The following is a 26,566-nucleotide window of genomic DNA, read 5'->3' as shown; positions in this document are numbered from 1 at the left end:
ATTATTCAATTCCAGATGCTATGCGCACCGCCTCTATTGGGTCGTCTGTAACAGCAAACAAGTGCGGATCGAGTGAAGAAATAAAACCTCGTTGAGTTACTGTAGACTTCAGCCAGTCAATCAAACCATTCCAGTACGAAGTACCAAAAAGAACAACAGGCACGCGCGCAACCTTATGCGTTTGCACTAAAGTCAAAGCTTCAAACATTTCATCCATTGTGCCAAAACCGCCAGGGCACACAATAATTCCAGAAGAATATTTCATAAACATTGTTTTGCGTACGAAAAAATACCGAAATTGCATGCCAAGATTAATCCACTTATTCAAACCCTGCTCATGAGGAAGCTCAATCCCCAATCCTACAGACGTACCACCAGCTTCTGCAGCACCACGGTTTGCAGCTTCCATAATTCCAGGACCGCCACCTGTAATAACAGCAAAACCACGTATTGCAAGCTCTGAACCCATAGTGCGAGCTAAAGAATAGTCAGGATCATCTTCTTTTATTCGAGCAGAACCAAAAATACTAACAGCTTTACCTAACGATGCAAGCGCGTCAAAACCATCAACAAACTCAGCTTGAATACGAAGCGCACGCCACGGATCCGCACTACGCCAATCCCATCTTTTATCTACTTCTACACCAACTCCAGAAACAAGCTGCTGATTGTTATCGTTACGAAGAAGCGTTTCTGTAGTGCTCTCCTTAGGAATCATAGAACCGCGCATTACAACAGAACCACGATGATACGTGTTATTCCAAGGTGGAACATCTACTGAAAAATCCTCTTTACTATTAGACATAATTACTCCATTAGAAACTTACTTGCAAAGATGTTAAGAATAATAATTGAAATTAGTCTTCAACTTCATCTAATTCTTCTTCCATATGCTTTGATTGCATAGAAAGTAAGAATCCAGAAACTCCTGCAGCAATAATAGAAGCAACAAGAACGCCAAAACGTGCTTCAGCAGACAAATCTGCGTCAGAATACGCAAGAGAAGCAATAAGAAGAGAAACAGTGAAACCAATTCCACAGGCACATGCTGTAGGCATTAAGTCTACTACTCGAAGACCATCAGGAACTTTCAAGCCCAGAACACGCTTTGATATCCAAGCAGTTACCATAATTCCAACAGGTTTACCAACAACAAGAGCAATAGTGATAGCAATCAAAATTGGCGAGAAGAACAACTCCCAAGTCAATGTTTCAAAATGCACTCCTGTAGCAAAAAGAGCGAAAATTGGAAGAGCCAGCAGCGCAGAAACAGGCTGAATTTTTTCACGATAGCGTTCAGCCCGAAGCGTTTTTTCACCATGAACTAAATGCGCCGGAGTTAGCAAACCCACCATTACTCCAGCTAAAGTTGGATGCACACCAGCTTCATACATCATAATCCATGCCATAATTCCTACTATTACAACCAACGGCCACGGAACACGCTTTAAACGCACTAAAGTAGTCCAAACCAAACCACAAGCAACTACTCCAGCAAACCAATACCATGCGTTAAGAGACGAGAAGAACACAGCAATAAGTGCTATTCCAAGCAAATCGTCTACTGTAGCAAGAGTCATAAGAAATGCGCGCAAAGCATGTGGCAAAGTTTTTGCAAATAAAGCAAGAACAGCAAGAGAGAAAGCTATATCCGTTGCCGTAGGTATCGCCCACCCGTCACGAACCATATCAAGCGAAGGTAAAGCGCCAGAAGTAAGACGCATAATCTCCTGCCCGGCATGCAATTCAGAAAATACAGTTACTGTAGCAACAAACAGTAAAGGAGGTACAATCATTCCACCAACAGCACAAATCATTGGCATTGCAGCTGCACGAGGATCAGAAAGCGAACCAGCAATAAGTTCGTGTTTTAAATCTAAGCCAACTGACAGGAAGAAAATAGTAAGCACGCCGTCTTGCACCCAATGACCAATTGACATATGTATATTCGTCCACGGAATGCCTACATGAGTATGCGATATGGCTTCAAATATTGGCGCTGTTAAAGGAATGTTTGCAAGCAATAAGCCAGTAAGAGCAAAGCCAAGCATAATTAATCCAGAAATTCGCTCATTATTTGCAATATTGCAAGCTATTCTCCAACTGCGTCGTATCATATTGTAAATATTTCCTCCTTAAATAGGTATACATATTATGTAGAACATAAGAAGCACAATACCAAAATTTATTAATATTTTTAGTATATCTTAAAGGTATAAACTGAGATATTAACACACTCACTTTTTCTTTCATATTATGAGTTAATAAAACTACACACTAACGTAAAAATATTGTTGTATACAACAGAAACTAATCAATTAAAAACACAATAACTATGTCAACTAAAAAGTATAATAATAATGGTATGTATGCAGTTATTTTTTTGCATTTAATCAAAGATTTATCTAATATCGATACAACAAAAACTGTTATAACAGGAACAAAAAGAATAATAAATAATAATGAGAATTTGAAAAAAGCATACAATGAAAGAAAAATCAATTTACTATACAACTCAATAATAAATATTGAAGAACAAGTTAAAAATACACAGTACTTATCAACTCTGTGCTCAATCGAGGAAAGTTTGTAAGTAAATGCAGTAAATTTTGTTATCAACCATATTGCTGGCAATGTTAATAAAATATTTATAGAAAAAAGTAACAGTAAAAATAAAAGTTTATTATTAACTAATACTAAAATAGTATTAGCAGCATGCGTATAATTAAAACAAACTACGGATACCAAGTAGATCAAATAAAAAAAGCTAAGAGTGAACAATTGTACTGGATTTTTCAACAAATGAAATCTCTCCATTGTTACTCCTCAAATTTTGCAATACCCCACAAGTTTCAGTATATGCTGATTTTCTATCTTTATATTATTTTGTAATGATTCTATATACAATTAAACTCATTTTAACAAAAAACACTTATGGTTATAATATGTGTTATAGGAGAGAAAGGAGGTGTAAAAATGGAAGCTGGATACTTAGTTGGAAAATTTGTTGAAGGTAAGTTAAAAGAATTGGGAACCAATGGCGTGATTGCTTGGCTGTCAGGATCTGTAGGGAAAATGGTTGCCAAAAAAATAGTTACTAAAGTGGCTCAAGCTGGTGTTACTGCTGCTGCAGGGTATATTGCTGGTCTACTTGGAGCAAGTGGAAGTATTGCAGGACCACTTGGTGCAATTGTTGGCGGCGTTGGAGGCTGGCTGTAAAGTTAAGAGTGGTCAAGCAGACATCAACGCTTCAATCTTAGATGTTTACTTGACCACTCTTACTATTGTATTGGAAAGGATAGAGCATGCGCATAAAAGATATTCTACGAGTGCATATTCTCTGCGCTATTGCACTCATAATATTCGGATTTTTTATGCAAAAAATGCTAAACTCATATCTTTCATTAAATAGTTATTTTTTTAATAATAATCTTGTTAAAATTACAGTAACGAATAACGAATTAGTCAAAATTTTTTGCAATAATATTTGTTTATTTTCACTTGTAGCAATAACACCAGTAGTAAATGCAATATTTTTTATTTTCCAATTTTTTGTAATGGGAAGTGTCATATACACAATTCAACATTTATCAATACAACAACAATTCATTTTACTATTTCGTCATTCTATTTTTGAAGTTCTTGCATTATTACTGTCTATTTATATAAGCTATCGCTTGCTAATTTTAGCTAATGACTACACGATTGACAAAATTACAACAAATGAAACAAAACGTGTTCTTAAACATTTACTCTTAATATATTTTGTCATTGTTATTATTACATTTTTTGGAGCTTGCTTAGAATGGAGTGCAAATGTTGTGCTTTAACCAAATGACTTTTAGCTTCAATGCAGAGCCATTACTAGAAAACATTACATTAAACATTCCAGAAAAACATGTTGGTATTGTTGGACGTAATGGCGTAGGAAAAACAACACTACTTCGTCTAATAGCAGGATATATAACACCTAATTCAGGAACTATATCAACAACTAAATCTGTTTATTATGCAGATAGCGATATGAGTAAATACCGAAATTTCTTATATACAGATTTACTCGACATATGCGCAACAATGCATTCTTTCACATTAGAACATGTTCATGAATATATTGAAAGTTTAGGATTACAACCTTTTACTAATACTCCACTAGGCGAATGCTCAAAAGGCACACAAAAGAAAATACCTTTACTTCTAGCTTTGTGTTCAACATCTGAACTTTTACTCATAGATGAGCCATTCGAATCTGTGGATTCTTGGTCAAACGAAGGATTTATTCAGCAATTGTTACGCAGGAAAGGTAACTATATTATTGTCAGTCATGATTTTAATTGGCTTAAACGTTGCGTTGAAACTACATATATGATTGAAAATCAAACATTGAGCAAAGAGCAAAATTATGAGTAATATTTACACTGTCTTTGCATCTACCTGTATACGTCGTTTCAATCACAATATACTGAGAGAACTTGTTACAGGTATATTCGTATCAATTATACTTACAATATTTGCTTGGTTTTATCCAGAATGGCTTATATTTTTCCTCTGGTTTTATTGTTATCTTATACAAGTAATTTCCGTTCATACAAATACAGTTTTTCTAAATGAGCATGATTTAGATATTTTTCATATTCATTCTGGCTCTATTAGATTTCACATACTTTACATTATTCATTATGTACTTCGTGATATGTACTATGCGAATATAGTATGTTTATCTATACTGGCGATAAGCTTGTCTTTACTTGGAAAATTTTCATATTTTGTTTGCTTTCTAGTAAGCTATTTATTAAATCTGCTCATAATTCCTGCTCAAATATTTTTTTCATCTCGCCTTACCGCTAAAGCACGAACAATATGGCTTATAGGATTATTGTTGCCGATATTGTTATTAGTTGTTTTTCAAATAGCAGGTTCTTATACTTTATTTAGTAGCATTTATACTACAACTGCGATATTGCCATTTATAGCTTTGATTTATTGTTTAATACTTTACTATACTGGCCACAAAATAAAAGTAAGATTTGGCACACGTTGCAACGCGCGAAAATATTGGTCTTGGATACGCACATTCTCTGTAATGTTGTTTAGAGATGTGCTTTTGCAAAGACAAAGAATACTTTTGGCATCATTAAGTCAATTATCTATTCTCATACTGCTTAGTATTGGTACTAATTTAGGAAATGCGGCTTTCCCCCTTATTATTTTCACAATCTGTCAAACGAATATTGTTATGACAAGAAACCAAGGAAAGTTATATCTCCTTACCGATGATCATCAATTTTCATATACGAGATTTCCTTTAGATTCTCATCATTTGCTTAGAGGAAAACTACTCATACTAGCAATTAATATACCTATTGTATCAATAATTGCAATATGCTTTTTACTTGCTGTTGACAATTTTAATTTACATGATATAATATTTCTGGAATTGCTGTTGTTAACTAATTTTGTTATAGATACTACTTGTATAACAGAATCTGATTTATTAATACGTACACTTCGCGCGCTTGTTAAATATTTAACAAGCGCAGTAGTTATATGCACGTGGTTTATGAAAGCACCAGATTGGGTTCCATTAATTTTTCTAACAATAACAATATTACTTTATTTACCTACAGTAAATTCTTGTTACCAATTCGGTCGTTGCAAAGTAAAGAAAGGAAATAGGCAACACTATGAGTTATAAAGAAGATGAACAATTACTAAGTGAATACATAATTAATACACTTGGACATAAAAATAACGATGTAATTGTTTATAGTTTGATTCGTACTAAAAAACGCTCTTGGATTATTCAATTGCTAGATCTTATTATTTTCACTGGTGCAGGAAGCGATTTAGACGAAATTGGAGATAATCTTGCAAGACACTATTATCTCATTGCTTCTAACAATAATGGTCTTATTGTTGCTGTAATACAAGGAAAAATTAAACAGATAGCCTCACTCTCACAGTGGAATTTTGAAGATATAAAATCTTGGAAAAAAACTATATTTGATGGTTACATATATCGTAAAACTTCACAAGTTAAGCTGTAAACTGAAAATGTGACGAAGCATCAGAAGGGTAGCCATGCTTGAATCGAAATTTTTTTCTATAGGTATCATAACAAATGACTTTTTTTCACTATATGGATTGTGTTCCTATTTAAATAAAAATTTACGATTCTCAACAAAAATTTGGTGTGCGTCTTCTGAAAAAGATATTTTTAAAAAGTGCAATTCTTCACCACCAGATGTTCTATTGGTAGAAATGTACATGTCAAGCATATCTAGCTTAAATCTAATATATAATCTTAGAAAAAATTATTCTAAGATTATTATCATTGCTATTACTTCATTGCCGGTAGAAGATTATGCATATTTGGCAGCGATTGCAGGAACGCAGTCTATTGTAAGTAAAAATGATCCAAAAAATCTATTAGACATACTTACAGATATAAAGAATGAATTATTCGTGCCAAAAGATATAAATGGCATACATTTTGACAACAGTAAAATAGCATGCGATAGATTACAAGTCAGAATGAAAACTACTTATTTGTCTCTTAGCAAACGCGAAAAAGAGGTAATTGAATTATTTGCTACAGGATTTACTGCTGATGAAATTTGCAAGCAACTTCACATTACCAAAGGAACTGTTGAAACTTTTATAAATCGTGCTTGCAGAAAGCTACACGTAAAAAACCGCAATCAACTTATTGCTGAATTATTACATGAACAATATTGGTTTATAAAATAATTCTTATCTTGTTGAAAAATGCGCTTAGCAGACAAAGGTGTGTACAGAATTACCTCCTAAGCCCCTTTTGACCTATAAGCCAAAAATCGGCGTAGTCGGTATTACTACCGACTACGCCGATAATTTTTTAGAAATTAAATCCCTAAGTGAATTCCCTTAAGCTTCATGTTTCATTTGTGCGCCAGACAGGATTCGAACCTGCAACCTTCTGATCCGTAGTCAGATGCTCTAATCCGTTGGGCTACTGGCGCATGTTTCCAGTCTCAAGAACCATGTCCTTGTTTCCGGCAACTCAACTAATATACAACTATCCGCACTAAAACACAAACCCCGGCGTGTCGACCAGGGTTTGTTGTTAAGAAATACAAATATTGATAAATATCCGCTAAGTTGTAAAGATTGAATTATGCTCTACGCTCAAGCACTTCGTCAACCATTCCATAAGCTTTGGCTTCTGAAGCAGTCAAAATAGTATCAACTTCAATATCTTTACGAATACGCTCAATATCTTGACCAGTATGTTTTGCAAGAGTTGATTCTAACCAAGAACGCAAACGCAACATTTCCTTAGCCTGAAGCTCAATTTCAGTAGCTTTACCAAAATCTTGGCCCATTGCAGGCTGATGAATAAGCACACGCGCATTTGGTAAAATCATGCGCTTACCAGCAGCTCCAGCAGCAAGAATAATAGCAGCAGCAGAAGCAGCCTGACCCAAGCAAACAGTTTGAACATCTGGATTAATGTACTGCATGGTGTCATAAATCGCAGTCATAGCAGTCATCGAACCACCAGGTGAATTAATGTACATCATCACATCGCGATCAGAATCCATGCTCTCCAAAACAAGCAACTGAGCCATAATGTCATCAGCAGAAGTGTCATCTACTTGCACACCCATGAAAATAATGCGATCTTCAAACAGCTTAGTGTAAGGATCCTGAGTTTTCATGCCGTATGGAGTTTGCTCGCCAAACTGAGGCAATACGTAACGATTAGTAATGCGCTGAGCAGAAGTAACACCGCCAAAACCAGCTAAACGCTCGGCACGCGCAACAAACTTTGCTTCTTCACTTGCCATAATTACTCCTCACCGCGCATAGAAGCAGGAGTGGTCACAATCTTATCTACGAAACCATACTCCAAAGCTTGCTGAGCTGTAAACCAGTGATCGTATTCATTATCTCGGTAAATTTCCTCTACCGTATGACCAGTCTGCTTTGCAGTCAATTCAGAAAGCGTTTTTTTCATATCCATAATAAGCTCTGCATTAATTCGTACATCTGTAGCAGTACCACCGACACCGCCAGAAGGTTGATGCATAAGCACACGCGCATGCGAGGTAATATAACGCTTACCAGGAGTGCCAGAACTAAGCAAGAACTGACCCATAGATGCAGCCATGCCAACAGCAATAGTCGCAACATCTGGCTCAATTAATTGCATAGTATCGTAAATTGCCATACCAGCAGTAATTGAACCTCCAGGCGAATTAATATACAGCCAAATATCCTTCTTAGGATCTTCCGCAGCAAGCATTAACATTTGTGCGCAAATAACATTGGCATTCTCGTCTTTTACTTCAGATCCCAACCAAATAATGCGATCTTTTAGCAATCGATTAAAAATAGAATCAGTTGATGTAGACGCTTCAGCCTGTTCCATCACAGGAGAAGCTGTAAAAAGCTCAGTCACTATATCTCCTTGTTACCACGTAATTATTTCTACATTACCTTGTGCGCATGACCACATAGAAAATATTGCGAATATGATTTGAATTGAATGTTTTACACCAAATTTCTAGAATTTTATTCATATCAACAGATGTAATTTTTACTTATTATCCTACACTAGTATGCATTATTGAGTATATTTTTATCGGATTATCAATTCATTATAAGGAGTAATTATGGATTCTAACCAATTGCCAGATAACAACTACTCGCCTGCTCCGATGCCAAATAACGAGTATCCAAATAATGGTTACCAAAATAATACATACCCAAATAATGTAAATCCAAATAACGGATACCCAAACAATGGTTATGAAAACAATGAGTATCAAAACAACGTATACCCAAATAACGGATACCAGAACAACAATTACCCTAATAATGTAAATCTAAATAATGGTTACCAACCAAACGTATATCAGAATAATCAACAACCAGTCAACAACTATCCTGCAAACGCTTATCCAAATGCAACAAATACAAGTGCTCATAAGTCAAAATACACTTGGCTTATTGTTGTCATAGTAGTAGCAATAGTTGCAGTAGGTGGCTACGTAATTTCAAAACCACATTACAATTCAACTAATCTTAAGCCACATTACAATTGCTCTGCACCTAAAAGCGCAAATATTGAAGAATACGTACATTGCCATTCAGAAGAAGCTAAAAAACTCACTAATGGATTTAATGATGCCACTAGCAGCTCACCATTCAACATAACGTTTGCCACTAAAGGTGATCAGCTCAATATAAATGCAAAGTTCAAAAAGCACCTATCTGATTTAGAAATTACAGCGTTAAAGACTGGAATGCAAACATACGGCGATAGCCTCTCGAACTTGATGCCACAATCAGCATCGGATGAAATGAAAGAAAAAATTATTGCACCAGTGCGCATACATTTCTCCTTCTCAAACGATGATGGAACTTTTATTGCAGATAAAGAATTCAGTTCTAATAATTAATTAAAAAATAACTAAAATAACCAACATAACTAAAAAAATATTTACTAATAACAAATGCGCCTTTGCTAATACTGAACTAGCATAGGCGCATTTATTTTGCATATATTGTATTTTCTATACTAAAAAAATTTAAACATTATTTGCGGCTAAAAATTTTGGTATCATCGTTATGCTTCTAGATACAGCACAAGAAACAACCATTGGAATAATCATAATCATAGGCAAATTCACTAATTGTGCTACCAAAAAAAGCGCAAACCACAATGACTTTCGACTTGCAGTTAGCAGACTTGCAGCACCGAAAATAGCAGCTATTACCAATATTTTGGGCTGACTTGATAACATGCCACCAACAACTGGAATGTTCATACTTATAAAACCTATAATCAGCCCTACGCAAGCTCCAGACGACATACTCGGCTGAAGCACACCACCACTTGCGCCAGCTCGAAGAGTGCAACTTGTTAAAATTATTTTTGCAACAACCAGTAGAAGCAAAGTTACCAAAGAGTTTTTGTCAATTGCAATACTTGTTTTTGCAATGTTATATGCGTATTGCGCTAAAGCTCGACCATTGCCCATAATGGCTGGATTCCATGATGCAACTAATCCTGTTACTAAGCCCATTAATGGCAAAAAATATAAAATTTGGTAATTGCGAGCACACTTAGAGCGAGCCCAACGAATCATCTCATGGAAAAGAGTGCCAACAATACCACAAGGAATGCCAACTATAATTGCAAGCAGCAACACAGTCGTATTGACAATATGGATGTCATCAAGACTTGACAAACAATAGTAAGGCTCATACCCAAGCACAAAAATAGTAGTCAATGATGCAATTTCACTTATACATAACGCAATAGCAAAAATACTAAATTTTTGTATAAACCAATACCATTTCAAACGCTTTAAAGAAGATTTCGAGTCATGAGAAAAACGTGGAATTGCAACCAAACCTAGCGTCATAATCGCACCCGCTATTGGAGCGCGATAAACTCCAGCTAAACCAGCACCAGCAGCACTTGCAACCAAAACGCGAGCTTGAAATTCACTGACTCGGATAAAGCAGAGTAACTTCTGAGTAAGCATTGCAGCCAATTCTCGAGGCGCAACTTCCCTACCTAAACTTGCGCCAGAAGCAACTATAAAAATTTGTAAACATACATGGATAATCGTTGTATGCCATGGCATTGATTGACCACGAACAGCATGAGCTATATCGACAATACGATTAGAAGATTTTGTCCATAACCACATCCAAATAATTGCAGCAACAGATATGACAATTAATACAACAGCAACGTAGTGCAATACTGGCAATCCAACTGGCGAAGGTTTAAGAGCAGATTCTGAAAATCCGAACATTACATTTTGCACAGCATGTAGTAACAGAGTTAATAATATTGCACCAACCCCAGCCATAACTGCAACAAAAAAAGCAATAAGACTTAATCGTAAACATGTAAAAACATAGTTCAAACATTTACTAGGTTTTTTACTGCCTACTATTTGCAAATTGCGTTTTTCCATTAGCAGCAGCCTTCCTTATGTTATTTGTTTTTCATTTTATTTGTTTTTCACTTTCTTTAAAGTATAACAACAACACAAAAACCCAGAGCAAAAGCCCTGGGTTTTTAGCGAATATGAGAAAGTATAAACTTTTTCTTATTTGAAAAATACTACTTAGAAAGTTCGTCAGCAACTTCTGCAGCAGCAGAAGCAGCCTTCACGCTTTCGTCTTCGTCATCATCCTCAGACAAGAATGCACTCAAGTCAAGAGCTTCTCCGCCAGAAACGAACTTTACAGCACGCATACCAGCAAGCAAGCCCTTAGAGCGAGCAACTTCCTGCACAGCAGAACCAAGCTGACCGTTGTTAACGATTGCGTTAATGAACTGGTTTGGATCCATACCGTACTGCTGAGCAACAGAAACCAAGAAGTTGGTGACATCAGCCTGGGAAACAGTCACATCCATCTGTTCAGCTAAAGCGTCAAGAACCATTTGGTCGCGAAGTTCCTTCTCAGCAGCCTGCTGCGCTTCGTCCTTCTGCTTCTTGGTAGCTTTTTCAGGATCAGGGGTCATGCCCTTCAAATGCTCTGAAACAGCCTTATCCAAAACACCCTTTGGTACAGGAATTTCAACTTCTTCTTGAAGCTTAACAAGGAATGCGTCACGGGCATTAGTTGCCTGACGACCTTCAGCAGCCTGCTCGCAAGCCTTGCGAATATCTGCCTTCAAATCCTTCAAAGTATCAAACTCGGAAGCTTCCTGAGCAAAATCATCATCAAGCTCTGGCAATTCCTGAGTCTTTACGGAATTAACCTTAACCTTGATTTGAGCCTTCTCGCCCTTATGCTTGCCGGACTCGAGAGTACCTTCAAAGGTGGTTTCTTCGCCGGCAGAAAGGCTATCCAAAGCCTCATCCAAACCGTCAAGCAACACACCGGAACCGATTTCGTAGCTTACGCCCTCTTGTGCATCAACTACTTCGTCATCGATACGAGCTTCCAAATCAATGTTAGTGTAATCACCCTTAGCTGCAGGACGGTCAACACCAACCAAAGTAGCAAAACGCTGACGGAGACTTTCCAAGCGCTCCTTGACATCCTTGTCGGAAACCTTTGGCTTCTCAACTTCAATCTCAACGCCCTTGAACTTGTTCAACTTGAAATCTGGACGACGCTCAACTGTTGCTACAAACTTAAGACTTGCATCTGCATCAGTCGACGTTGGAACTTCCTGAACGTCAAATTCTGGCTGATCCATTGGGCGAATCTTCTTTTCTTCCAAAGCCTTGGAATAAAGCTCTGGTACAGCGGAATTTACGGCTTCGCCGGCAACAGCTGCGAAACCGACGCGCTGATCTACAATCTTGCCTGGCACATGTCCCTTACGGAAACCTGGCACGTTAATTTGCTTAGCAATCTCCTTACGAGCTTCTTCCAAGAATGGCTTGAAGTCTTCGAGATCTGCGGTAATGGTGAGCTTAACTTTAGTTGGCTCAAGATTCCTGACGCTGATTTTCACGCTTGCGCTCCTGAAATTACGTTTTTTCTAGCTTCTGCCGTATGGCACAACCGTTACATGATAGCGCGAGTTACGGACTCAGCTACCAATCGGGTTTGCCATTCGCGAGCACCATGCTCACTTAAGAATGTTTTAACATCAATATCTTGCGCATCATCATGCCAGCAAAGATTACGAATAATCTGTGGTTTGATAATAATTTCTGCAGGAGTATGAGTGTATTCAGAAATTTGATTTAACTCAGCTTTTACTCTTTGTAAACGCTCGTAACGCTTAGGGTGATGTTCTCGCCAATATTTCATAGATCTAGGAGCGCTTTGGAAATCTTGCATATCCTGCAAGTACTGCGAATCCGATAAATCATGGCAATCCTGACAATCATTAGAACCTTGCGACTCGTCAGTATCTGTTGACTTAAGTACGTTCGTTTTACGAGATTCGCGCGAATTAAGTTGAATAGCTCCATTCGGTAATACTGGATGCACATCATCCATAGCCGTTTCACCAGATTTAGCGCGCAAAATAGCATTCTCTATAACGTTTTTCCAAATAGATGGTTTAACTTTGCGCTGAATTGGAGCGTAACGCTCGAACATTTTGTCTTGCTCACTGCCAGTGTGCATTCGCACTCGCTCATTCAAAGAACGAATAGCACGAAACGCACGCGCATTACTAGGTTTACGCTTACCAGCTTCAATAATCGCAGCGTCAGAAAGTAGCAGAGTTGGCGCAATATCATATTCACGCGCTAAAGCATCTCGCTTTTGCCACAATGCTTTCGCAATAACTAAACCAACACGATCGTGCATAAGTACGCTAATATGCGATATTTTAAGCCATGGACGTGGATGCGGAGCTTTCTTTTGTGCACCCTTACTAAGTAAGTGTTTAAATTCTTCTTCCGCCCAAGAAAGTTTACCTTGCTTTTTAAGTTCGACGCGCATTACTTCTTCTAGCTCAATAAGTAATTCAACATCTAAAGCTGCGTAATTTCGCCAATCTCTAGGAAGTGGGCGGTAAGACCAATCTGCTGCAGAATGTTCTTTTGCAAGAGTAAGACCCAAATAATATTCAGTTACAGAGCTTAAACCGAAGCGCTTTCTACCAAGTAATTTAGCCGCTATCTCAGTATCAAATAAAGCACGCGGGCGCAAACCAATATCGAAAAATCCTGGCAAATCTTGCATCGAATCGTGAATAATCCAAGGCACATCCCCTACTGCCTTGTTAAATTCGTTCCAATCAGCTCCAAGTTTTGTAAGTTCTATAGGATCTAATAATCCAATTCCTGCACCCTTGCGTTTGAACTGAATCAACCAATCTTCATGACTGTAGCGAAAACCGGAAGCTCGCTCAGCGTCTGCAGCTAAAGGACCGGAGCCTGCCGCCAACAAGCTGCAATAATCTTTATATGCTTCAAGCGTATCAATGACTTCTGGAACTCCTTCTCTAGGCTCTTTTAAAAGCTTTGGTCCCTCGTTCAAGTACGCCTCCCGATTGCATGCTTTACCCAAATTCTTACGCTTTTGCAACTTATTCTGTACTTTTTGCAAAATATCCGTAAAAAATATTTAAGCCGTGTTATAGATTATGCATCTTTTAACACGGCTTCAACTTTCGCACACAACTACGACTATTCAAAAATAAAAAATCAAATAAATAATCAATTAAATAATCAATCTGTTTTATTGTTTGCTACTTCGTCATTTATGCGCTTAACAAGCCTAGTTTTAAGGAATCTAGTAAGAGTAAATGCGACTACCGAAGCTAAAACTGTTGGAACAACGTAGCCAGCATGTAAACCTAAATCCGAAAAGTTGACTATTGGAAAAGTGACAAGTTCTGTAACAACAGCTATAACAATAGATATTATTGGCACTTCAATAAGAAGTTTCTTATCGAAAGATGCAACAATGTTTATTGGCAATAAAATTATTGGCAAAATAACGAAAATAGTAAGCGCTGTAGCAAAACCAAACTGATCGTTACACCGCACAAAAACAGCTAACGCTAATGTAAAAGCTAATGCAATCCAACAACCTATTCTGCGCTTCATTGCGTATCCTTTCTCTAAAAAAGAGTATTTGTATAATTATACAAAAATCCTTCAAAAAACAATACGATACGCAAAGATTGCCTAAATTACAGTTACATTTTTGACACAATTTAAATGCAGTCTAAATGCAATCTAAACGCAGTCTAGTACACAACAAAACCGTGGTCTTTGAACTGGTTTACAACTCGCTCTTTAAGCGCCCTAGAAGGCCCTTTTTGATTCTCAAGAGGGTACGGAATTCGAAGCTCATGCCACTTTGGACGTCCTAGTTGATGGAATCCAAGCACGTCAATATGCTCAACAGCATCACCAAACGAATCGCAAATCTCGGCAACTTTTTCAACGTTTTCTTCGCTGGAAGTCAAACCTGGAACAAGCACAAAACGCACCCAAATCTTCTTACCAGCCTTCGCCAAGCGCTGACCAAAATCAATAGTTGGCTGTAGCAAGCCGCCGGTTACTTTTTTATACGTTTCTTCAGTTCCTGATTTAACGTCAAGCAAGCAAAGATCAATGTCGTCAATCATTTCATCTGTATAATTGCGATTCAAAAAGCCCGAAGTATCTAAGCAAGTATGAACGCCCATCTCTTTTGCAGCGCGAAATACTCTAGATACAAAAGCTGGCTGCATCATGGACTCGCCGCCAGAAAATGTGATTCCTCCACCTGTTGCTTTAAAAAGACTTTGATAGCGGTCAACTTTTTTAATCATTGCATCCAAATAGACTGGCTTGCCGTCACGCATTTTCCAAGTATCAGGATTTTGGCAATACTGGCAACGAAGTGGGCAACCGCTCATAAACACCGTCATACGAGTTCCAGGACCATCAACAGAAGTATTGATATCCCACGAATGCACAAATCCAATATCGCCAGTTTTAAGAGCAACTAAGCGATCTTTACGATCCAGCCCAATTGGCGACTCAAATCCAGAAAGTCCACCCATTAAAGTTTGGCGAGCATACTCTTTTGACTCCTTCAACATATGCTGAGTTGTGGTACGAAACGCTGTGTTTTCAGCCATCTAACTGCCCTCCAAACTATTTATAAATAAATAATAAATAATATACGCAATTAACAAAAGCCGGGAGCGAAACTAGCCTCGCTCCCGGCGGTGTTTACTAATCAACCAAATCAGTCAGTAACTGAACCCTGGTGGAATGTACGAGAAATAACGTCGAGCTGCTGCTCCTTAGTGAGCTTTACAAAGTTCACTGCGTAGCCGGAAACTCGAACCGTCAAATGCGGATACTTTTCTGGGTGCTCAACAGCATCTTCAAGCTGTTCCTTACGCAACACGTTGATGTTTGCGTGGTACAAGCCGTGACCGTTGCCAGCATCCAAAATGCCAACCAAGTTGCTAATGCGCTCGTCTTCGTCACGACCCAAACCGTCAGGAGTAATAGTGTTCGTAAGCGAAATGCCGTCGAGAGCATCATCGTAATCAATCTTTCCAACGGAGAACATTGAAGGAAGCATACCGTGCGAATCCATGCCGTTTTCTGGGTTTGCGCCTGGAGCGTACGGAGTGCCCTTCTTGTGACCGGATGGGAAGGAACCAGTGTTCTTGCCATACTCAACGTTAGAAGTAATAGTCAAGATGGACTGAGTTGGAACAGCATTACGGTACACAGGCAAACGCTTTACCTGACCCATAACAGTGCTTACAACCCACTTTGCTAAGTCGTCTGCACGATCGTCGTCGTTACCGTAAACTGGGAACTCGCCAACAGTCTTGTAGCCAACGATTAAGTCGTCGTCGCCGCCCTCGATGTACTCGTACTCGTGGCCTTCAGTGGTCTTAGCATCCTTGTTGTAGATTGGGTAAACCTTTGCATACTTCAAAGCAGCCAAGGAATCTGCAGCAATAGACAAGCCGGACATGCCGCAACCAAGCGTACGGTAGACTTCCCTATCATGCAAAGCCATTTCGATGGACTCGTAAGCGTACTTATCGTGCATGTAGTGGATGATATTCAAAGCCTCAATATAAGTCTCGGAAAGCCATTCCAAAGCCTTCTCGTAGTTAGCCTTAACCTTCTCGTAGTCGAGAGTGCCGTCAGCTTCTGGCTTGATTGGGTCAATAACACCCTTATCGATAACTTGCATGCCGGTCATTTCATCGCGGCCGCCGTTAATAGCGTAAAGCAAAGCTTTTGCAGAGTTCACGCGAGCTGCGAAGAACTGCATTTGCTTACCGACGCGCATTGGAGAAACGCAGCAAGCAATAGCAGCGTCGTCACCCCAGTGCTCACGAATGTCTTTATCGGACTCGTACTGGATTGCAGAAGTGTCGATAGAAATTCGTGCGCAGAAACGCTTATAAGCTTCTGGAAGCTTTGGATCCCAGAAAATAGTGATATTTGGCTCAGGACCAGGTCCCAAATGCTCAAGAGTCAAAGTGTTGAGCAAACGGAACGAAGTCTTGGTTACGAAAGTGCGGCCATCCTCGCTGAAGCCTGCATCGGACCAAGTTGCCCAGTAAGGATCACCAGAGAAGATTGCGTCGTAATCCTTAGTACGCAAGAAGCGCACAATACGAAGCTTCATAACAAGAGCGTCAATAATTTCCTGAGCGTCGGTTTCGTTAATTAAACCTGCCTTCAAATCGCGCTCAAAGTAGCAATCGAAGAATGCGGAAACGCGACCGAAGCTCATTGCAGCGCCATCCTGGCTCTTAACAGAAGCAAGATAGCCCATGTAAGTCCACTGAACAGCTTCCTTAGCGGTCTTAGCTGGACGAGTCAAATCCAAACCGTACTCGTTACCCAAGTTAATAAGCTGCTTCAAAGCCTTAATCTGCTCGTCATGCTCTTCGCGGAAGCGAATCCAATGCTCAATTTCGGTCTCGGTAAAATCGTTACGGTATGGAATCGAATCCTTGTCGCGCTTCTTAAACTCAATAAGCATGTTCACGCCGTAAAGAGCAACACGACGATAATCGCCAATAATACGACCGCGGCCGTAAGCATCTGGCAAACCGGTCAAAATCTTGTTGTGGCGAGCAATCTTAATATTCTTGGTGTAAACGCCAAACACGCCATCGTTATGAGTCTTACGGTAGACGGTGAAAATCTTCTTGATTTGAGGATCTACTTCCTTGCCAGCTTCTTTAATAGCTTGCTCAACCATGCGCCAACCGCCGTTTGGCATCATAGCGCGCTTGCAAGGCTCATCAGTTTGCAAACCGACGATTACGTTATCTACTTCTGGGCTTTCAATGTAGCCTGCTGGCATTGCGTCAATACCTGCTGGGATATGAGTTTCAACATCATAAACACGACGCTCACGTTCAACAGCTAAGTAGTTGTCGTCGAGATACTTCCACATGTGCTTCGTTTTTTCAGTGGCATTTGCCAAGAAACTTTCGTCACCTTCATATGGCGTATAGTTCTTTATTATAAAGTCGCGTACGTCAATGTCTTTCTTCCAATTGCCGTCAGTAAAACCATTCCACGCTTCGGTACGAAGATCCTCTTCACTGAGAACTGGCGCATCAACTGATGTCATGTTTAGACTCCTTTTGTACCCGCAACGCATCTTCACGCTGCCTTAATAACAATGTTAGAGCATAAGTAAACGCATACACGAGTAGTTTTGCAAAAAATCTAGTGAAATATATCACATTTATTCACGAAAAGCTGTGGTAACAGGCATTCTGCGATCCCTGCCAAAAGCAATAGCACTTACTTTTGGTCCAAGCGGATACTGCCTGCGCTTCCATTCTGCGCGATCAACTAAACGCATAACCGTGTCAACAGTATGCTCGTCAAAACCATCTTCAAGCAAATCCGCTCTACCATGAGCAAGCTCAATATGAGCCTCTAAAACACGATCAAGCAAATCGTACTCAGGTAAAGAATCAGAATCCTTTTGCCCTGGACGCAACTCTGCACTCGGAGGCTTAATAATAGAATTAACCGGAATAAGCACACCATCTTGCGGAGCTTTCGCTTTCGTAACTTCTGTTTGCTCAGAATCCTCATATCCAACAATTGGCAGCATACCAATGCCTACTCCAGCATTCGCAGCGCGATTCCTCCAACGAGAAAGTGCCCAAACGCGCGTCTTAAACAAATCCTTAATAGGAGCATACCCTCCTACCGCATCGCCATAGATAGTAGAATATCCGCAAGCAAGCTCCGATTTATTACCAGTTGCGAGCGCCAAAACACCGCGCGAATTCGAGTAAGCCATTACGATTACGCCACGAACGCGAGCTTGCAAGTTTTCTGCTGCAACACCTTCTAATGAAAGTTGCGATTGGAAAGCTTTAAAAAGCGGTTCAATTGGTTGCACATCATAGTGAGCGCCAATTCGCTCTGCTAAATCGCGCGCATCGTCTTTAGAACCGTCCGAAGAGTACATGCTTGGCATAGAAATGCCATACACATTTGCTCCACCGCAAGCATCGGCAGCCATAGTAGCTACTAAAGCAGAATCAATTCCTCCAGAAAGTCCTAAGCACACACCCTTAAAACCATTCTTACGCATGTAATCTCTAAGACCTACAACACACGCACAATACACTTCTTCGTCTGCGTCAAGTTTTGGAGCAATGCTTGAAACTTTCTGCTTTTTCAGCGAGTTATCAAAATCAACAAACGACAAATCTTCATCAAACATTGCCGAGCGTTCAAGTAAAGTTCCGTCAGCATCAACAACAAAACTTCCACCGTCAAAAACCAAATCATCTTGGCCGCCGACTTGGTTCACATATACGACTGGCGCATTGACTTCAACAGCGCGCTTTTGAGCCAAACTCAAGCGCACATGAGTTTTACCTTCCTCATATGGAGAACCGTTCATAGTTATTAGCGCATCGATACCAAGTTTTGCCAAACGCGCAACAGGACCGCCGTCTTGCCAAATATCTTCGCAAATAGCAAAACCTAGACGCATTCCATCTACTTCCAGCAGCTCACACTTATTGCCAGAAGAGAAAATACGAAACTCGTCAAAAACACCATAATTTGGCAAGAAATGCTTGTCGTATTGCAACACAGATTTACCTTCATGCAATACGAGAAGCCTGTTTCGAGGCTTTCCAGCAGACTCGTCAAAGCCAACAGTTCCAACTACTACGTAAAGCTCCCCCAAGCCTTCTTCCGCAAGTTTTGTTGCAAGCAAGTCTGCAGCTTTTTGTGCAGTTGTGCGGAACGTGGCACGCAAGGCGAGGTCTTCAATAGGATACCCAGTCAAAGTCATCTCAGGAAACACAACCATGCGAGCACCCGACTGCTTTGCGCGCGCAGCATACTTCAAAACTTTTTCAACGTTGCTATCAATGTTCCCAACGCAGGTATCTATCTGCGCTAACGCCAATCGCAAAAAACTCATACATTACAGTCTAGTAGATAGCTTCATTGCAAGTAAGCGACGTGTTGAAAAACTTATTTTTTCTCTTTCCACACTGCAAGTATGCGAATTATTAACACGTCATAAATAATACTAATAAGCAAAGTGTAGAATTATTGATTTTTCTCGCCTATATTGATAATTCGTTACTCGCGAAGGGGATTTAACTTTAAACAAATTTCACCGAACAAGGAGCAGGAAATATGCGAAAAATTAAAGTTATTGCATCAATTACAGCACTGGCAGCATTAGCGACTTTCACTTTAAGTGGCTGCGGTAGCTCAAAAGCAGGCGCAAAGGATGACAAGACCATTACTGTTGCAGCTTCACCTACCCCGCATTCTGAAATCTTAAATAAAGTTGTAAAGCCAATCTTGCAAAAAGAAGGCTACAAGCTAGTAGTAAAGGAATTTACTGACTACGTGCAGCCAAATACAGCTACTGAAGAAGGCGAAGTTGACGCAAACTACTATCAGCATTTGCCTTATCTTGACAACTTTAATAAGGAAAAGGGAACTCACCTTGTTTCAGTAGGTGGAATTCATTTTGAACCATTTGGATTGTATCCAGGAAAAACCAAGACGATTAAAGCATTAGCAAACGGAGCAACTGTTGCAGTTCCAAATGATCCTACTAATGAGGCTCGCGCATTGCTTCTTTTGCAAGATGCCGGATTGATTAAGTTGAAGAATCCAAAGGATATTAACGCTACTACAAAAGATATTACTGAGAATCCTAAGAATTTGAAGTTTAAAGAACTTGAAGCGGCAACAGTTCCTACTGCCATTAAGGATGTGGATCTTGCTGCCATGAACGGCAATTACGCTATTCAAGCTGGTTTTAACCCAACTAAAGACCCACTTACTTCAGAAAAAGTTGGAGGCATTGCGGCTAAAACTTATGAAAATATTATTGTAGTAAAGAAGGGCTCTGAAAAGTTTGCAAAAATCAAAGCCTTACTCAAAGCTTTGAAGACAAGCGAAGTGCGCGACTATATTACTAAAACTTACAAAGGCGCTGTGCTCCCTGTTTTCTAAAAAATACTCACAATGTAGCCACCTAATGCCGCATGTGTATGCTTCGTGTATGCTTTGCGGCATTATTTTATAAGCGTGTAATATACGTAATGTGCGTGCTAGTTAATAATCTAGTTAATGACGCTAGTTAGTAACTCTAGTTAGTAACTCTAGTTAGTAACGAAGTATATTTCACACAGAAAGCAATAATCTGTTAAGGAAAAGCATGATTCAGATCGAACATCTTCACAAAAGCTACGGCAAAGGTAGCAAAGCGAACGAAGCATTACACGACATTAATCTGACTATTGAATCGGGAGAAGTATTCGGAATCCTTGGTTCTTCTGGTGCAGGAAAGTCTTCGCTAGTTCGTTGCATGAATCTGCTTGAGCGACCAACTTCCGGCAAAATTATTATTGACGGAAATGATATTAGCGAAGTAAAAGATAAAGAACTTGCAAAAGTACGCACTAATATTGGCATGATTTTCCAGAATTTTAGCCTTTTCCAGCAGCGTACAGTATTGCGAAACGTCACTTTCCCATTAGAGCTGAATCACACTGCAAAAAAGGAACGAGAAGAACGCGCAAACTACTTACTTGACTTAGTTGGTTTACAAGATTTTGCAAACCGCTACCCTAGCCAGCTTTCAGGCGGACAGCAGCAGCGCGTAGCAATTGCACGAGCATTGGCGAATAATCCGTCGATTATGCTTTGCGACGAAGCAACAAGCGCACTTGACTCCACAACTACTGCGCAAATCCTTGATTTATTGAGCCGAATTAACCGCGAACTCAACGTAACGCTTGTTATTATTACGCATTCGCTGGCTGTAGCACGAAATATTTGCGACCGAGTTGCAATGATTGATGGCGGACGCATTGTGGAATTAGGTGACACTGATACGCTTTTTGCAAATCCACAAAGCGATATTTTGCGAACTCTTATTGCAGATGAAAAACAGGAAAATCATCGCGCTAAAATTACAAGCACGATTGCAAGCGAGCTTAACAATAAGCCAGAAAACGCACAAACAGACGAACAAACAAACGCGCTTACCAACGAGGTGAAATAACAATGTTAGAAGCTGCTACACAATTTTTTAACGACTACGGCAACTTACTTATTGAAGGCGTGCAAGACACACTCGTAATGACATCAGTTGCAACACTTTTTGCATACCTTATTGGACTTCCAGTTGGCGTACTTCTCATTACATCAAACAAAAAAGGCATTTGCCCCAACGCGCCAATTAACGCAGTTCTAGGCTGGATTGTTAACATCGTGCGTTCTGTGCCGTTTATTATTTTATTAGTTGCAATAATTCCTTTCACTCGTCTCATAGTTGGCACTTCTTTGGGAGTTCCTGGGGCTATTGTGCCTCTGGTGATTACGGCTGCACCATTCGTTGCTAGAGTAGTTGAACAATCTTTAGCCGAAGTTGACGGAAGCTTAATTGAAGCAGCACAAAGCTTTGGAGCAAGCAAATTGCAAATTGTTTGCAAAGTGTTGCTGTGGGAAGCTTTACCTTCGCTAATTCGCGGAGCTGCGCTTACATTTATTACGCTTTTTGGATTCTCCGCAATGGCTGGAACAGTTGGCGCAGGCGGACTCGGAGATATTGCAATACGATACGGATACCAGCGTTATCAATACGATGTGATGACAGTTGCTGTTATCCTTTGTATTATTCTCGTGCAGATTGTGCAAAGCTTGGGAGATTTTATTTCACGCGCAATCAATCATCACGAACGCTAAAGAAATTCGCAACATACCCACCACCAATTAAATGCACATAATCGTGTAAACTTGCTGGTAATTCGACATTTTGCAGGGGTGCTTTCGAAAGAAGGCTGAGATGGTATTAGTTTGCCTAACCCTTCGAACCTGTTAGTTAATACAACGTAGGGAGCAACGATTTTAGTATGACATCGAATTATCCGTACGCATCAATGCGTAATCAATTTAATCTAAGCGCCTGCTTTATTGCAGACCCACAAGCTTGTAATAATCGTCCGCTTACCGATATTGTCGATGATGCTTTGCGCGCTGGAGCGACTTTTATTCGTCTTCATTGCAACAATGAAAACGCTAAAGAAATCACTACTATTGCACGCGATATTGCACAAATCATCGAAGACAATAACAAATGCGATTCTGTAACTTTTGTTATCGACGAGCGTGTTGATGTCGTTTGGCAAGCTCGCAATCAAAGCATCAAAGTTGACGGAGTGCATTTAGCACAAAGCGACATGGAGCCTAGAGAGGCTCGCGCTCTTCTTGGCGAAGATGCTGTAATCGGCTTATCTGTTGAAACCGAAAGCTTAGTTAAAGTAATAAACGAACTTCCAGATGGATGCATTGATTACATTTGCGTAACAGCAATGCGCAATCCTGAAGAAGGATGCGAAAGCACTACTGCCGCTTACGAATTGGAAGCAAATCACACAACGCTGGACGAAGCGAAAATTAATACGATTTGTTCCGCAAGTGATTTTCCAGTTCTAGTTGGCGGAAGAACTGCACTCGACGATATCGATACAATCGCTCACACCAAGGCTGCAGGATGGTTCGTTTCTGAAGCATTGTATTCTTCAGAAACACCAGAATCAACTATGCGTGAATTTGTTGAACATTGGAAAGCTGTGCGAGGTGAAGAAAAGCACGGCTACGCTAAGCGAGTGATAGTTGCAGAAAATTCTGAATCAAAATCTTCAGAAACTCAAGAAAAGAAGCCAACTTTTATTAATGCGAAAGAAGCAAAGGATGCTGCGAAATTAGCTAAACAACAGCGAGTTGACATTGCAGCTCGCGGATGCACTCAGCGCGATAAAGCTCATATTCGCAAAACAACTCCAATTCATTTTGAGTATGAATATGGTTCTTATGATTTGGAAGTTCCTTATACGGAAATTAAGCTTTCGGATACTCCTGGCGTAGGTCCTAACCCGCCTTTTAAGGATTACAATACAGAAGGTCCAAAGTGCGATCCGAAGGAAGGTTTGGCTCCGCTTCGCCTTGACTGGATTCGCGACCGCGGTGACGTTGTGGAATATGAGGGTCGCAGGCGCAATCTTCAAGACGACGGCAAGCGCGCAATTAAGCGAGGCAAAGCTTCTAAAGAATGGCGTGGACGCACGCATAAGCCAATGAAGGGCGCGGATCATCCGATTACACAAATGTGGTACGCTCGCCACGGAATCACTACTCCGGAAATGCAATATGTTGCAACGCGCGAAAATTGCGATGTAGAGCTGGTTCGCGAAGAAGTTGCAGCCGGACGTGCTGTAATTCCTTGCAATATTAACCATCCTGAAGCTGAACCTATGATTATTGGCTCGCGCTTCTTGACTAAGCTCAACGCAAACATGGGTAATTCTGCTGTTACGTCATCTATCGACGAAGAAGTAGAAAAGCTTACGTGGGCCACGAAGTGGGGTGCGGATACCGTTATGGATCTTTCCACCGGTAACGATATTCACACAACGCGCGAATGGATTTTGCGCAACTCCCCTGTGCCAATTGGAACAGTGCCAATGTATCAGGCTTTGGAAAAGGTTGAGGATGATGCTTCTAAGCTCAGCTGGGAGCTTTTCCGCGACACTGTTATTGAGCAGTGCGAGCAGGGCGTTGACTACATGACTATTCACGCTGGCGTGCTTCTTCGCTACGTGCCGCTTACTGCAAACCGCGTAACCGGTATTGTTTCTCGTGGTGGCTCAATTATGGCTGAATGGTGCTTGCAACATCATCAAGAGAGCTTCTTGTATACGCACTTTGAAGAATTATGCGAGATTTTCGCAAAGTACGATGTTGCATTCTCTTTGGGTGATGGTTTGCGTCCAGGTAGCTTGGCTGATGCTAACGATGCGGCTCAGCTTTCCGAGCTTATGACGCTTGGCGAGCTTACGAAGATCGCTTGGAAGCATGACGTACAGGTGATGATTGAAGGTCCTGGTCACGTGCCATTCGACACTGTGCGTATGAATATTGAGATGGAAAAGGCAATTTGCCAGAATGCTCCATTCTATACGCTTGGTCCTTTGACTACGGATACCGCACCTGGCTATGACCACATTACTTCCGCAATTGGTGGCGTGGAGATTGCGCGATACGGCACCGCAATGCTTTGCTATGTGACTCCTAAGGAACATTTGGGGTTGCCTAACAAGGATGACGTGAAGCAAGGCGTGATTGCGTATAAGATCGCTTGCCACGCAGCTGATCTTGCTAAGCATCATCCACATGCTATGGATCGCGACAACGCAATCAGTAAGGCTCGCTTTGAGTTCCGCTGGTTGGATCAGTTCAACTTAAGCTATGATCCAGATACCGCAATCGCCTTCCACGACGAAACACTTCCTGCAGAACCGGCAAAAATGGCGCACTTCTGCTCGATGTGCGGACCAAAGTTCTGCTCGATGGCTATTTCGCAAAATATTCGTAAGCGTTTTGGCGGAGCAGCTCAGCAGGAGCAGCTCGTTGAAGAAGCACGCAGTCAGGCAATTGCCGATGGTATGAAAGAGATGAGCAAAAAGTTCCAAGAATCCGGCTCATCGTTGTATCAAAGCGTGAAAGCATAAAATGATGAGGTACGGAAGTGCGGAAGCAAAAACTGAATTGCAAGTGCTTCAATAACAATACTTACAACGAATAATAATAGAAGAAGGTTGATATGAACCAAAGCGAGTTTTATAGTGAGCTATTATGCTTGCTATAAGACTCGCTTTCTTTATATCCGCATTTAAATTCTATTAATACAACCTTTCCGTTGCATGCGTTGTAAAGTTTCTGCCGCCTTACAGCAAAAATCCGACATTTTCTGTACACAAGCGTATAGAAAATGTCGGATTAGCAATTAAGAACTTTAGTATTAAAGAATATTAAAGAGTATTAAATCAAATAACGTTTAATCACAAAACTTCAATAGAAATAATACCTACAGGCTCAAGAGGAGCATCAGATCGATCCGTTGCGACAGCCTCGAGCTTATCGACAACCGCCTTCGATTCATCGTCAGCAACTTCGCCGAAAATTGTATGGTGGCCATCAAGCCATGGAGTTGGCACAGTTGTAATGAAGAACTGCGAACCGTTAGTGCCATGCAAACGACCGTCACGACCGCGACGCTTTCCAGCATTTGCCATAGCGAGCAAATAAGGCTTATCGAACTTCAAGGATGCGTCAATTTCATCGTCAAACTCGTATCCAGGACCGCCAGTTCCATTGCCGAGTGGGCAGCCACCCTGAATCATGAAATCCTTAATGATGCGGTGGAAAGTTAAACCATCGTAGAATGGCTCATGCGAAGGTTTTCCACTGAATGAGTCAAGCCACTCGCGCTCACCAGTAGCTAAGCCAACAAAATTTTTGACGGTTTCAGGCGCTTTACTGTCAAACAAATTGATTTTTATATCGCCTTCAGAAGTATGCATAATAACTGTAGTCATGTGGTAATTCTCCCATATTTTCACGACTGTTTCAATTCGTGTTAGATAAAAATATTCGCATACAAAAATGCCTCACTTTGCGTAGTAAAGAAAGACGCAAAGTAAGGCACATTTTACATTAACTTCATTATGCTAATTAACTCAATACTCAGCAAACTTACTGAATACAATTAAGCAAACATTAAACAGCTCTAAACTAGCTGATCT

The 26,566-nt window shown here is 40.3% G+C and carries 22 protein-coding genes, 1 tRNA gene, 1 pseudogene and 1 riboswitch; of the genes and pseudogenes, 11 read left to right on the top strand and 13 right to left on the bottom strand.

Annotation, left to right across the window (positions count from 1 at the left end):
- Position 1: 1 nt before the first annotated feature.
- Positions 2-805, bottom strand: coding sequence for a TIGR00730 family Rossman fold protein (locus HXT32_RS02315; RefSeq protein WP_004108726.1), 804 nt, complete (start codon positions 803-805; stop codon positions 2-4).
- Between the two features lie 73 nt (positions 806-878).
- A pseudogene (locus HXT32_RS02310) lies at positions 879-2,117 on the bottom strand (Na+/H+ antiporter NhaA); the annotation flags it as partial.
- Between the two features lie 859 nt (positions 2,118-2,976).
- Here HXT32_RS02310 and HXT32_RS02305 point away from each other — a divergent pair.
- From HXT32_RS02305 to HXT32_RS02280, 6 genes are all read left to right on the top strand, one after another.
- Positions 2,977-3,219 (top strand): hypothetical protein, encoded by a 243-nt coding sequence (locus tag HXT32_RS02305; protein ID WP_004108718.1) that lies wholly within the window; start codon positions 2,977-2,979, stop codon positions 3,217-3,219.
- Between the two features lie 86 nt (positions 3,220-3,305).
- Positions 3,306-3,830 (top strand): hypothetical protein, encoded by a 525-nt coding sequence (locus HXT32_RS02300; RefSeq protein ID WP_033888445.1) that lies wholly within the window; start codon positions 3,306-3,308, stop codon positions 3,828-3,830.
- Complete coding sequence (locus tag HXT32_RS02295) at positions 3,817-4,410, top strand: ATP-binding cassette domain-containing protein (RefSeq protein ID WP_033888446.1); 594 nt, start codon at positions 3,817-3,819, stop codon at positions 4,408-4,410. Before HXT32_RS02300 ends, HXT32_RS02295 begins: the two co-directional genes overlap by 14 nt.
- A complete protein-coding gene (locus tag HXT32_RS02290; protein WP_004108711.1) occupies positions 4,403-5,695 on the top strand; it encodes a hypothetical protein in 1,293 nt (430 codons plus the stop codon). Before HXT32_RS02295 ends, HXT32_RS02290 begins: the two co-directional genes overlap by 8 nt.
- The gene (locus HXT32_RS02285; protein ID WP_004108709.1) at positions 5,685-6,047 is read left to right on the top strand and encodes a hypothetical protein; all 363 of its coding nucleotides are present in this window, start codon (positions 5,685-5,687) and stop codon (positions 6,045-6,047) included. The genes HXT32_RS02290 and HXT32_RS02285 overlap by 11 nt, the downstream gene beginning before the upstream one ends.
- A gap of 34 nt (positions 6,048-6,081) precedes the next feature.
- Positions 6,082-6,750 carry a response regulator transcription factor gene (locus HXT32_RS02280; protein ID WP_033888447.1) on the top strand — a complete coding sequence of 223 codons (669 nt, stop codon included), beginning with the start codon at positions 6,082-6,084 and terminating at the stop codon, positions 6,748-6,750.
- Positions 6,751-6,927: 177 nt separating this feature from the next.
- Here the strand turns inward: HXT32_RS02280 and HXT32_RS02275 are convergent.
- The 3 genes from HXT32_RS02275 to HXT32_RS02265 form a co-directional block, all read right to left on the bottom strand.
- Positions 6,928-7,001, bottom strand: a tRNA-Arg gene (locus HXT32_RS02275).
- Between the two features lie 153 nt (positions 7,002-7,154).
- Positions 7,155-7,829 carry an ATP-dependent Clp protease proteolytic subunit gene (locus HXT32_RS02270; protein ID WP_004108705.1) on the bottom strand — a complete coding sequence of 225 codons (675 nt, stop codon included), beginning with the start codon at positions 7,827-7,829 and terminating at the stop codon, positions 7,155-7,157.
- 2 nt (positions 7,830-7,831) lie between these two features.
- Positions 7,832-8,443 carry an ATP-dependent Clp protease proteolytic subunit gene (locus HXT32_RS02265; RefSeq protein WP_004108703.1) on the bottom strand — a complete coding sequence of 204 codons (612 nt, stop codon included), beginning with the start codon at positions 8,441-8,443 and terminating at the stop codon, positions 7,832-7,834.
- 214 nt (positions 8,444-8,657) lie between these two features.
- Here HXT32_RS02265 and HXT32_RS02260 point away from each other — a divergent pair, with 214 nt between their 5' ends.
- Entirely contained in the window at positions 8,658-9,446 is a 789-nt protein-coding gene (locus HXT32_RS02260) for a hypothetical protein (RefSeq protein WP_004108702.1), read from the top strand.
- 129 nt (positions 9,447-9,575) lie between these two features.
- On the opposite strand, the gene HXT32_RS02255 is transcribed toward HXT32_RS02260, so the two are convergent.
- The 7 genes from HXT32_RS02255 to HXT32_RS02225 form a co-directional block, all read right to left on the bottom strand.
- Positions 9,576-10,979 carry a chloride channel protein gene (locus HXT32_RS02255; protein WP_004108700.1) on the bottom strand — a complete coding sequence of 468 codons (1,404 nt, stop codon included), beginning with the start codon at positions 10,977-10,979 and terminating at the stop codon, positions 9,576-9,578.
- Positions 10,980-11,128: 149 nt separating this feature from the next.
- Positions 11,129-12,478: a trigger factor gene (gene tig, locus HXT32_RS02250; RefSeq protein ID WP_012914242.1), complete on the bottom strand. Its 1,350-nt coding sequence runs from the start codon at positions 12,476-12,478 to the stop codon at positions 11,129-11,131.
- Between the two features lie 53 nt (positions 12,479-12,531).
- A complete protein-coding gene (locus tag HXT32_RS02245) occupies positions 12,532-13,962 on the bottom strand; it encodes an HRDC domain-containing protein (RefSeq protein ID WP_119522804.1) in 1,431 nt (476 codons plus the stop codon).
- Positions 13,963-14,153: 191 nt separating this feature from the next.
- The gene (locus tag HXT32_RS02240) at positions 14,154-14,534 is read right to left on the bottom strand and encodes a hypothetical protein (RefSeq protein WP_004108694.1); all 381 of its coding nucleotides are present in this window, start codon (positions 14,532-14,534) and stop codon (positions 14,154-14,156) included.
- Between the two features lie 143 nt (positions 14,535-14,677).
- The gene (pflA, locus tag HXT32_RS02235) at positions 14,678-15,559 is read right to left on the bottom strand and encodes a pyruvate formate-lyase-activating protein (protein ID WP_004108692.1); all 882 of its coding nucleotides are present in this window, start codon (positions 15,557-15,559) and stop codon (positions 14,678-14,680) included.
- A gap of 110 nt (positions 15,560-15,669) precedes the next feature.
- Positions 15,670-18,045 (bottom strand): formate C-acetyltransferase, encoded by a 2,376-nt coding sequence (pflB, locus tag HXT32_RS02230; protein WP_004108690.1) that lies wholly within the window; start codon positions 18,043-18,045, stop codon positions 15,670-15,672.
- A 117-nt stretch (positions 18,046-18,162) separates the two neighbouring features.
- Positions 18,163-19,875: an NAD+ synthase gene (locus HXT32_RS02225; RefSeq protein ID WP_004108689.1), complete on the bottom strand. Its 1,713-nt coding sequence runs from the start codon at positions 19,873-19,875 to the stop codon at positions 18,163-18,165.
- A 221-nt stretch (positions 19,876-20,096) separates the two neighbouring features.
- On the opposite strand from HXT32_RS02225, the gene HXT32_RS02220 reads away from it, so the two are divergent.
- The 4 genes from HXT32_RS02220 to thiC all read left to right on the top strand — a co-directional run bounded on the left by HXT32_RS02220 (position 20,097) and on the right by thiC (position 25,492).
- Complete coding sequence (locus tag HXT32_RS02220; protein WP_004106340.1) at positions 20,097-20,930, top strand: MetQ/NlpA family ABC transporter substrate-binding protein; 834 nt, start codon at positions 20,097-20,099, stop codon at positions 20,928-20,930.
- Positions 20,931-21,135: 205 nt separating this feature from the next.
- Complete coding sequence (locus HXT32_RS02215) at positions 21,136-21,984, top strand: methionine ABC transporter ATP-binding protein (RefSeq protein WP_004108686.1); 849 nt, start codon at positions 21,136-21,138, stop codon at positions 21,982-21,984.
- Positions 21,985-21,986: 2 nt separating this feature from the next.
- Positions 21,987-22,667: a methionine ABC transporter permease gene (locus tag HXT32_RS02210; RefSeq protein ID WP_004108684.1), complete on the top strand. Its 681-nt coding sequence runs from the start codon at positions 21,987-21,989 to the stop codon at positions 22,665-22,667.
- Positions 22,668-22,731: 64 nt separating this feature from the next.
- A riboswitch (TPP riboswitch) is annotated at positions 22,732-22,837 on the top strand.
- Complete coding sequence (gene thiC / locus HXT32_RS02205) at positions 22,835-25,492, top strand: phosphomethylpyrimidine synthase ThiC (RefSeq protein WP_012914246.1); 2,658 nt, start codon at positions 22,835-22,837, stop codon at positions 25,490-25,492. It overlaps the preceding riboswitch by 3 nt.
- A gap of 330 nt (positions 25,493-25,822) precedes the next feature.
- On the opposite strand, the gene HXT32_RS02200 is transcribed toward thiC, so the two are convergent.
- Positions 25,823-26,359: a peptidylprolyl isomerase gene (locus HXT32_RS02200; protein WP_004108678.1), complete on the bottom strand. Its 537-nt coding sequence runs from the start codon at positions 26,357-26,359 to the stop codon at positions 25,823-25,825.
- Positions 26,360-26,566 lie beyond the last annotated feature (207 nt).

The organism is Gardnerella sp. DNF00747 (genome assembly GCF_049262675.1).
GTDB classification, from domain to species: Bacteria; Actinomycetota; Actinomycetes; order Actinomycetales; family Bifidobacteriaceae; genus Bifidobacterium; species Bifidobacterium swidsinskii.
This window is presented reverse-complemented; position numbering and strand designations above follow the sequence as displayed.

What these genes read in the sequence shown, in the direction of transcription:
- HXT32_RS02295 (WP_033888446.1), top strand. Translation starts at nt 3,817, where the DNA reads ATGTTGTGCTTTAACCAAATGACTTTTAGCTTCAATGCAGAGCCATTA.
- HXT32_RS02290 (WP_004108711.1), top strand. Translation starts at nt 4,403, where the DNA reads ATGAGTAATATTTACACTGTCTTTGCATCTACCTGTATACGTCGTTTC.
- pflB (WP_004108690.1), bottom strand. Translation starts at nt 18,045, where the DNA reads ATGACATCAGTTGATGCGCCAGTTCTCAGTGAAGAGGATCTTCGTACC.
- thiC (WP_012914246.1), top strand. Translation starts at nt 22,835, where the DNA reads ATGACATCGAATTATCCGTACGCATCAATGCGTAATCAATTTAATCTA.
- HXT32_RS02305 (WP_004108718.1), top strand. Translation starts at nt 2,977, where the DNA reads ATGGAAGCTGGATACTTAGTTGGAAAATTTGTTGAAGGTAAGTTAAAA.
- HXT32_RS02315 (WP_004108726.1), bottom strand. Translation starts at nt 805, where the DNA reads ATGTCTAATAGTAAAGAGGATTTTTCAGTAGATGTTCCACCTTGGAAT.
- HXT32_RS02300 (WP_033888445.1), top strand. Translation starts at nt 3,306, where the DNA reads ATGCGCATAAAAGATATTCTACGAGTGCATATTCTCTGCGCTATTGCA.
- HXT32_RS02260 (WP_004108702.1), top strand. Translation starts at nt 8,658, where the DNA reads ATGGATTCTAACCAATTGCCAGATAACAACTACTCGCCTGCTCCGATG.
- pflA (WP_004108692.1), bottom strand. Translation starts at nt 15,559, where the DNA reads ATGGCTGAAAACACAGCGTTTCGTACCACAACTCAGCATATGTTGAAG.
- HXT32_RS02200 (WP_004108678.1), bottom strand. Translation starts at nt 26,359, where the DNA reads ATGACTACAGTTATTATGCATACTTCTGAAGGCGATATAAAAATCAAT.
- HXT32_RS02280 (WP_033888447.1), top strand. Translation starts at nt 6,082, where the DNA reads ATGCTTGAATCGAAATTTTTTTCTATAGGTATCATAACAAATGACTTT.
- HXT32_RS02255 (WP_004108700.1), bottom strand. Translation starts at nt 10,979, where the DNA reads ATGGAAAAACGCAATTTGCAAATAGTAGGCAGTAAAAAACCTAGTAAA.
- HXT32_RS02225 (WP_004108689.1), bottom strand. Translation starts at nt 19,875, where the DNA reads ATGAGTTTTTTGCGATTGGCGTTAGCGCAGATAGATACCTGCGTTGGG.
- HXT32_RS02215 (WP_004108686.1), top strand. Translation starts at nt 21,136, where the DNA reads ATGATTCAGATCGAACATCTTCACAAAAGCTACGGCAAAGGTAGCAAA.
- HXT32_RS02240 (WP_004108694.1), bottom strand. Translation starts at nt 14,534, where the DNA reads ATGAAGCGCAGAATAGGTTGTTGGATTGCATTAGCTTTTACATTAGCG.
- HXT32_RS02285 (WP_004108709.1), top strand. Translation starts at nt 5,685, where the DNA reads ATGAGTTATAAAGAAGATGAACAATTACTAAGTGAATACATAATTAAT.
- HXT32_RS02210 (WP_004108684.1), top strand. Translation starts at nt 21,987, where the DNA reads ATGTTAGAAGCTGCTACACAATTTTTTAACGACTACGGCAACTTACTT.
- HXT32_RS02220 (WP_004106340.1), top strand. Translation starts at nt 20,097, where the DNA reads ATGCGAAAAATTAAAGTTATTGCATCAATTACAGCACTGGCAGCATTA.
- HXT32_RS02270 (WP_004108705.1), bottom strand. Translation starts at nt 7,829, where the DNA reads ATGGCAAGTGAAGAAGCAAAGTTTGTTGCGCGTGCCGAGCGTTTAGCT.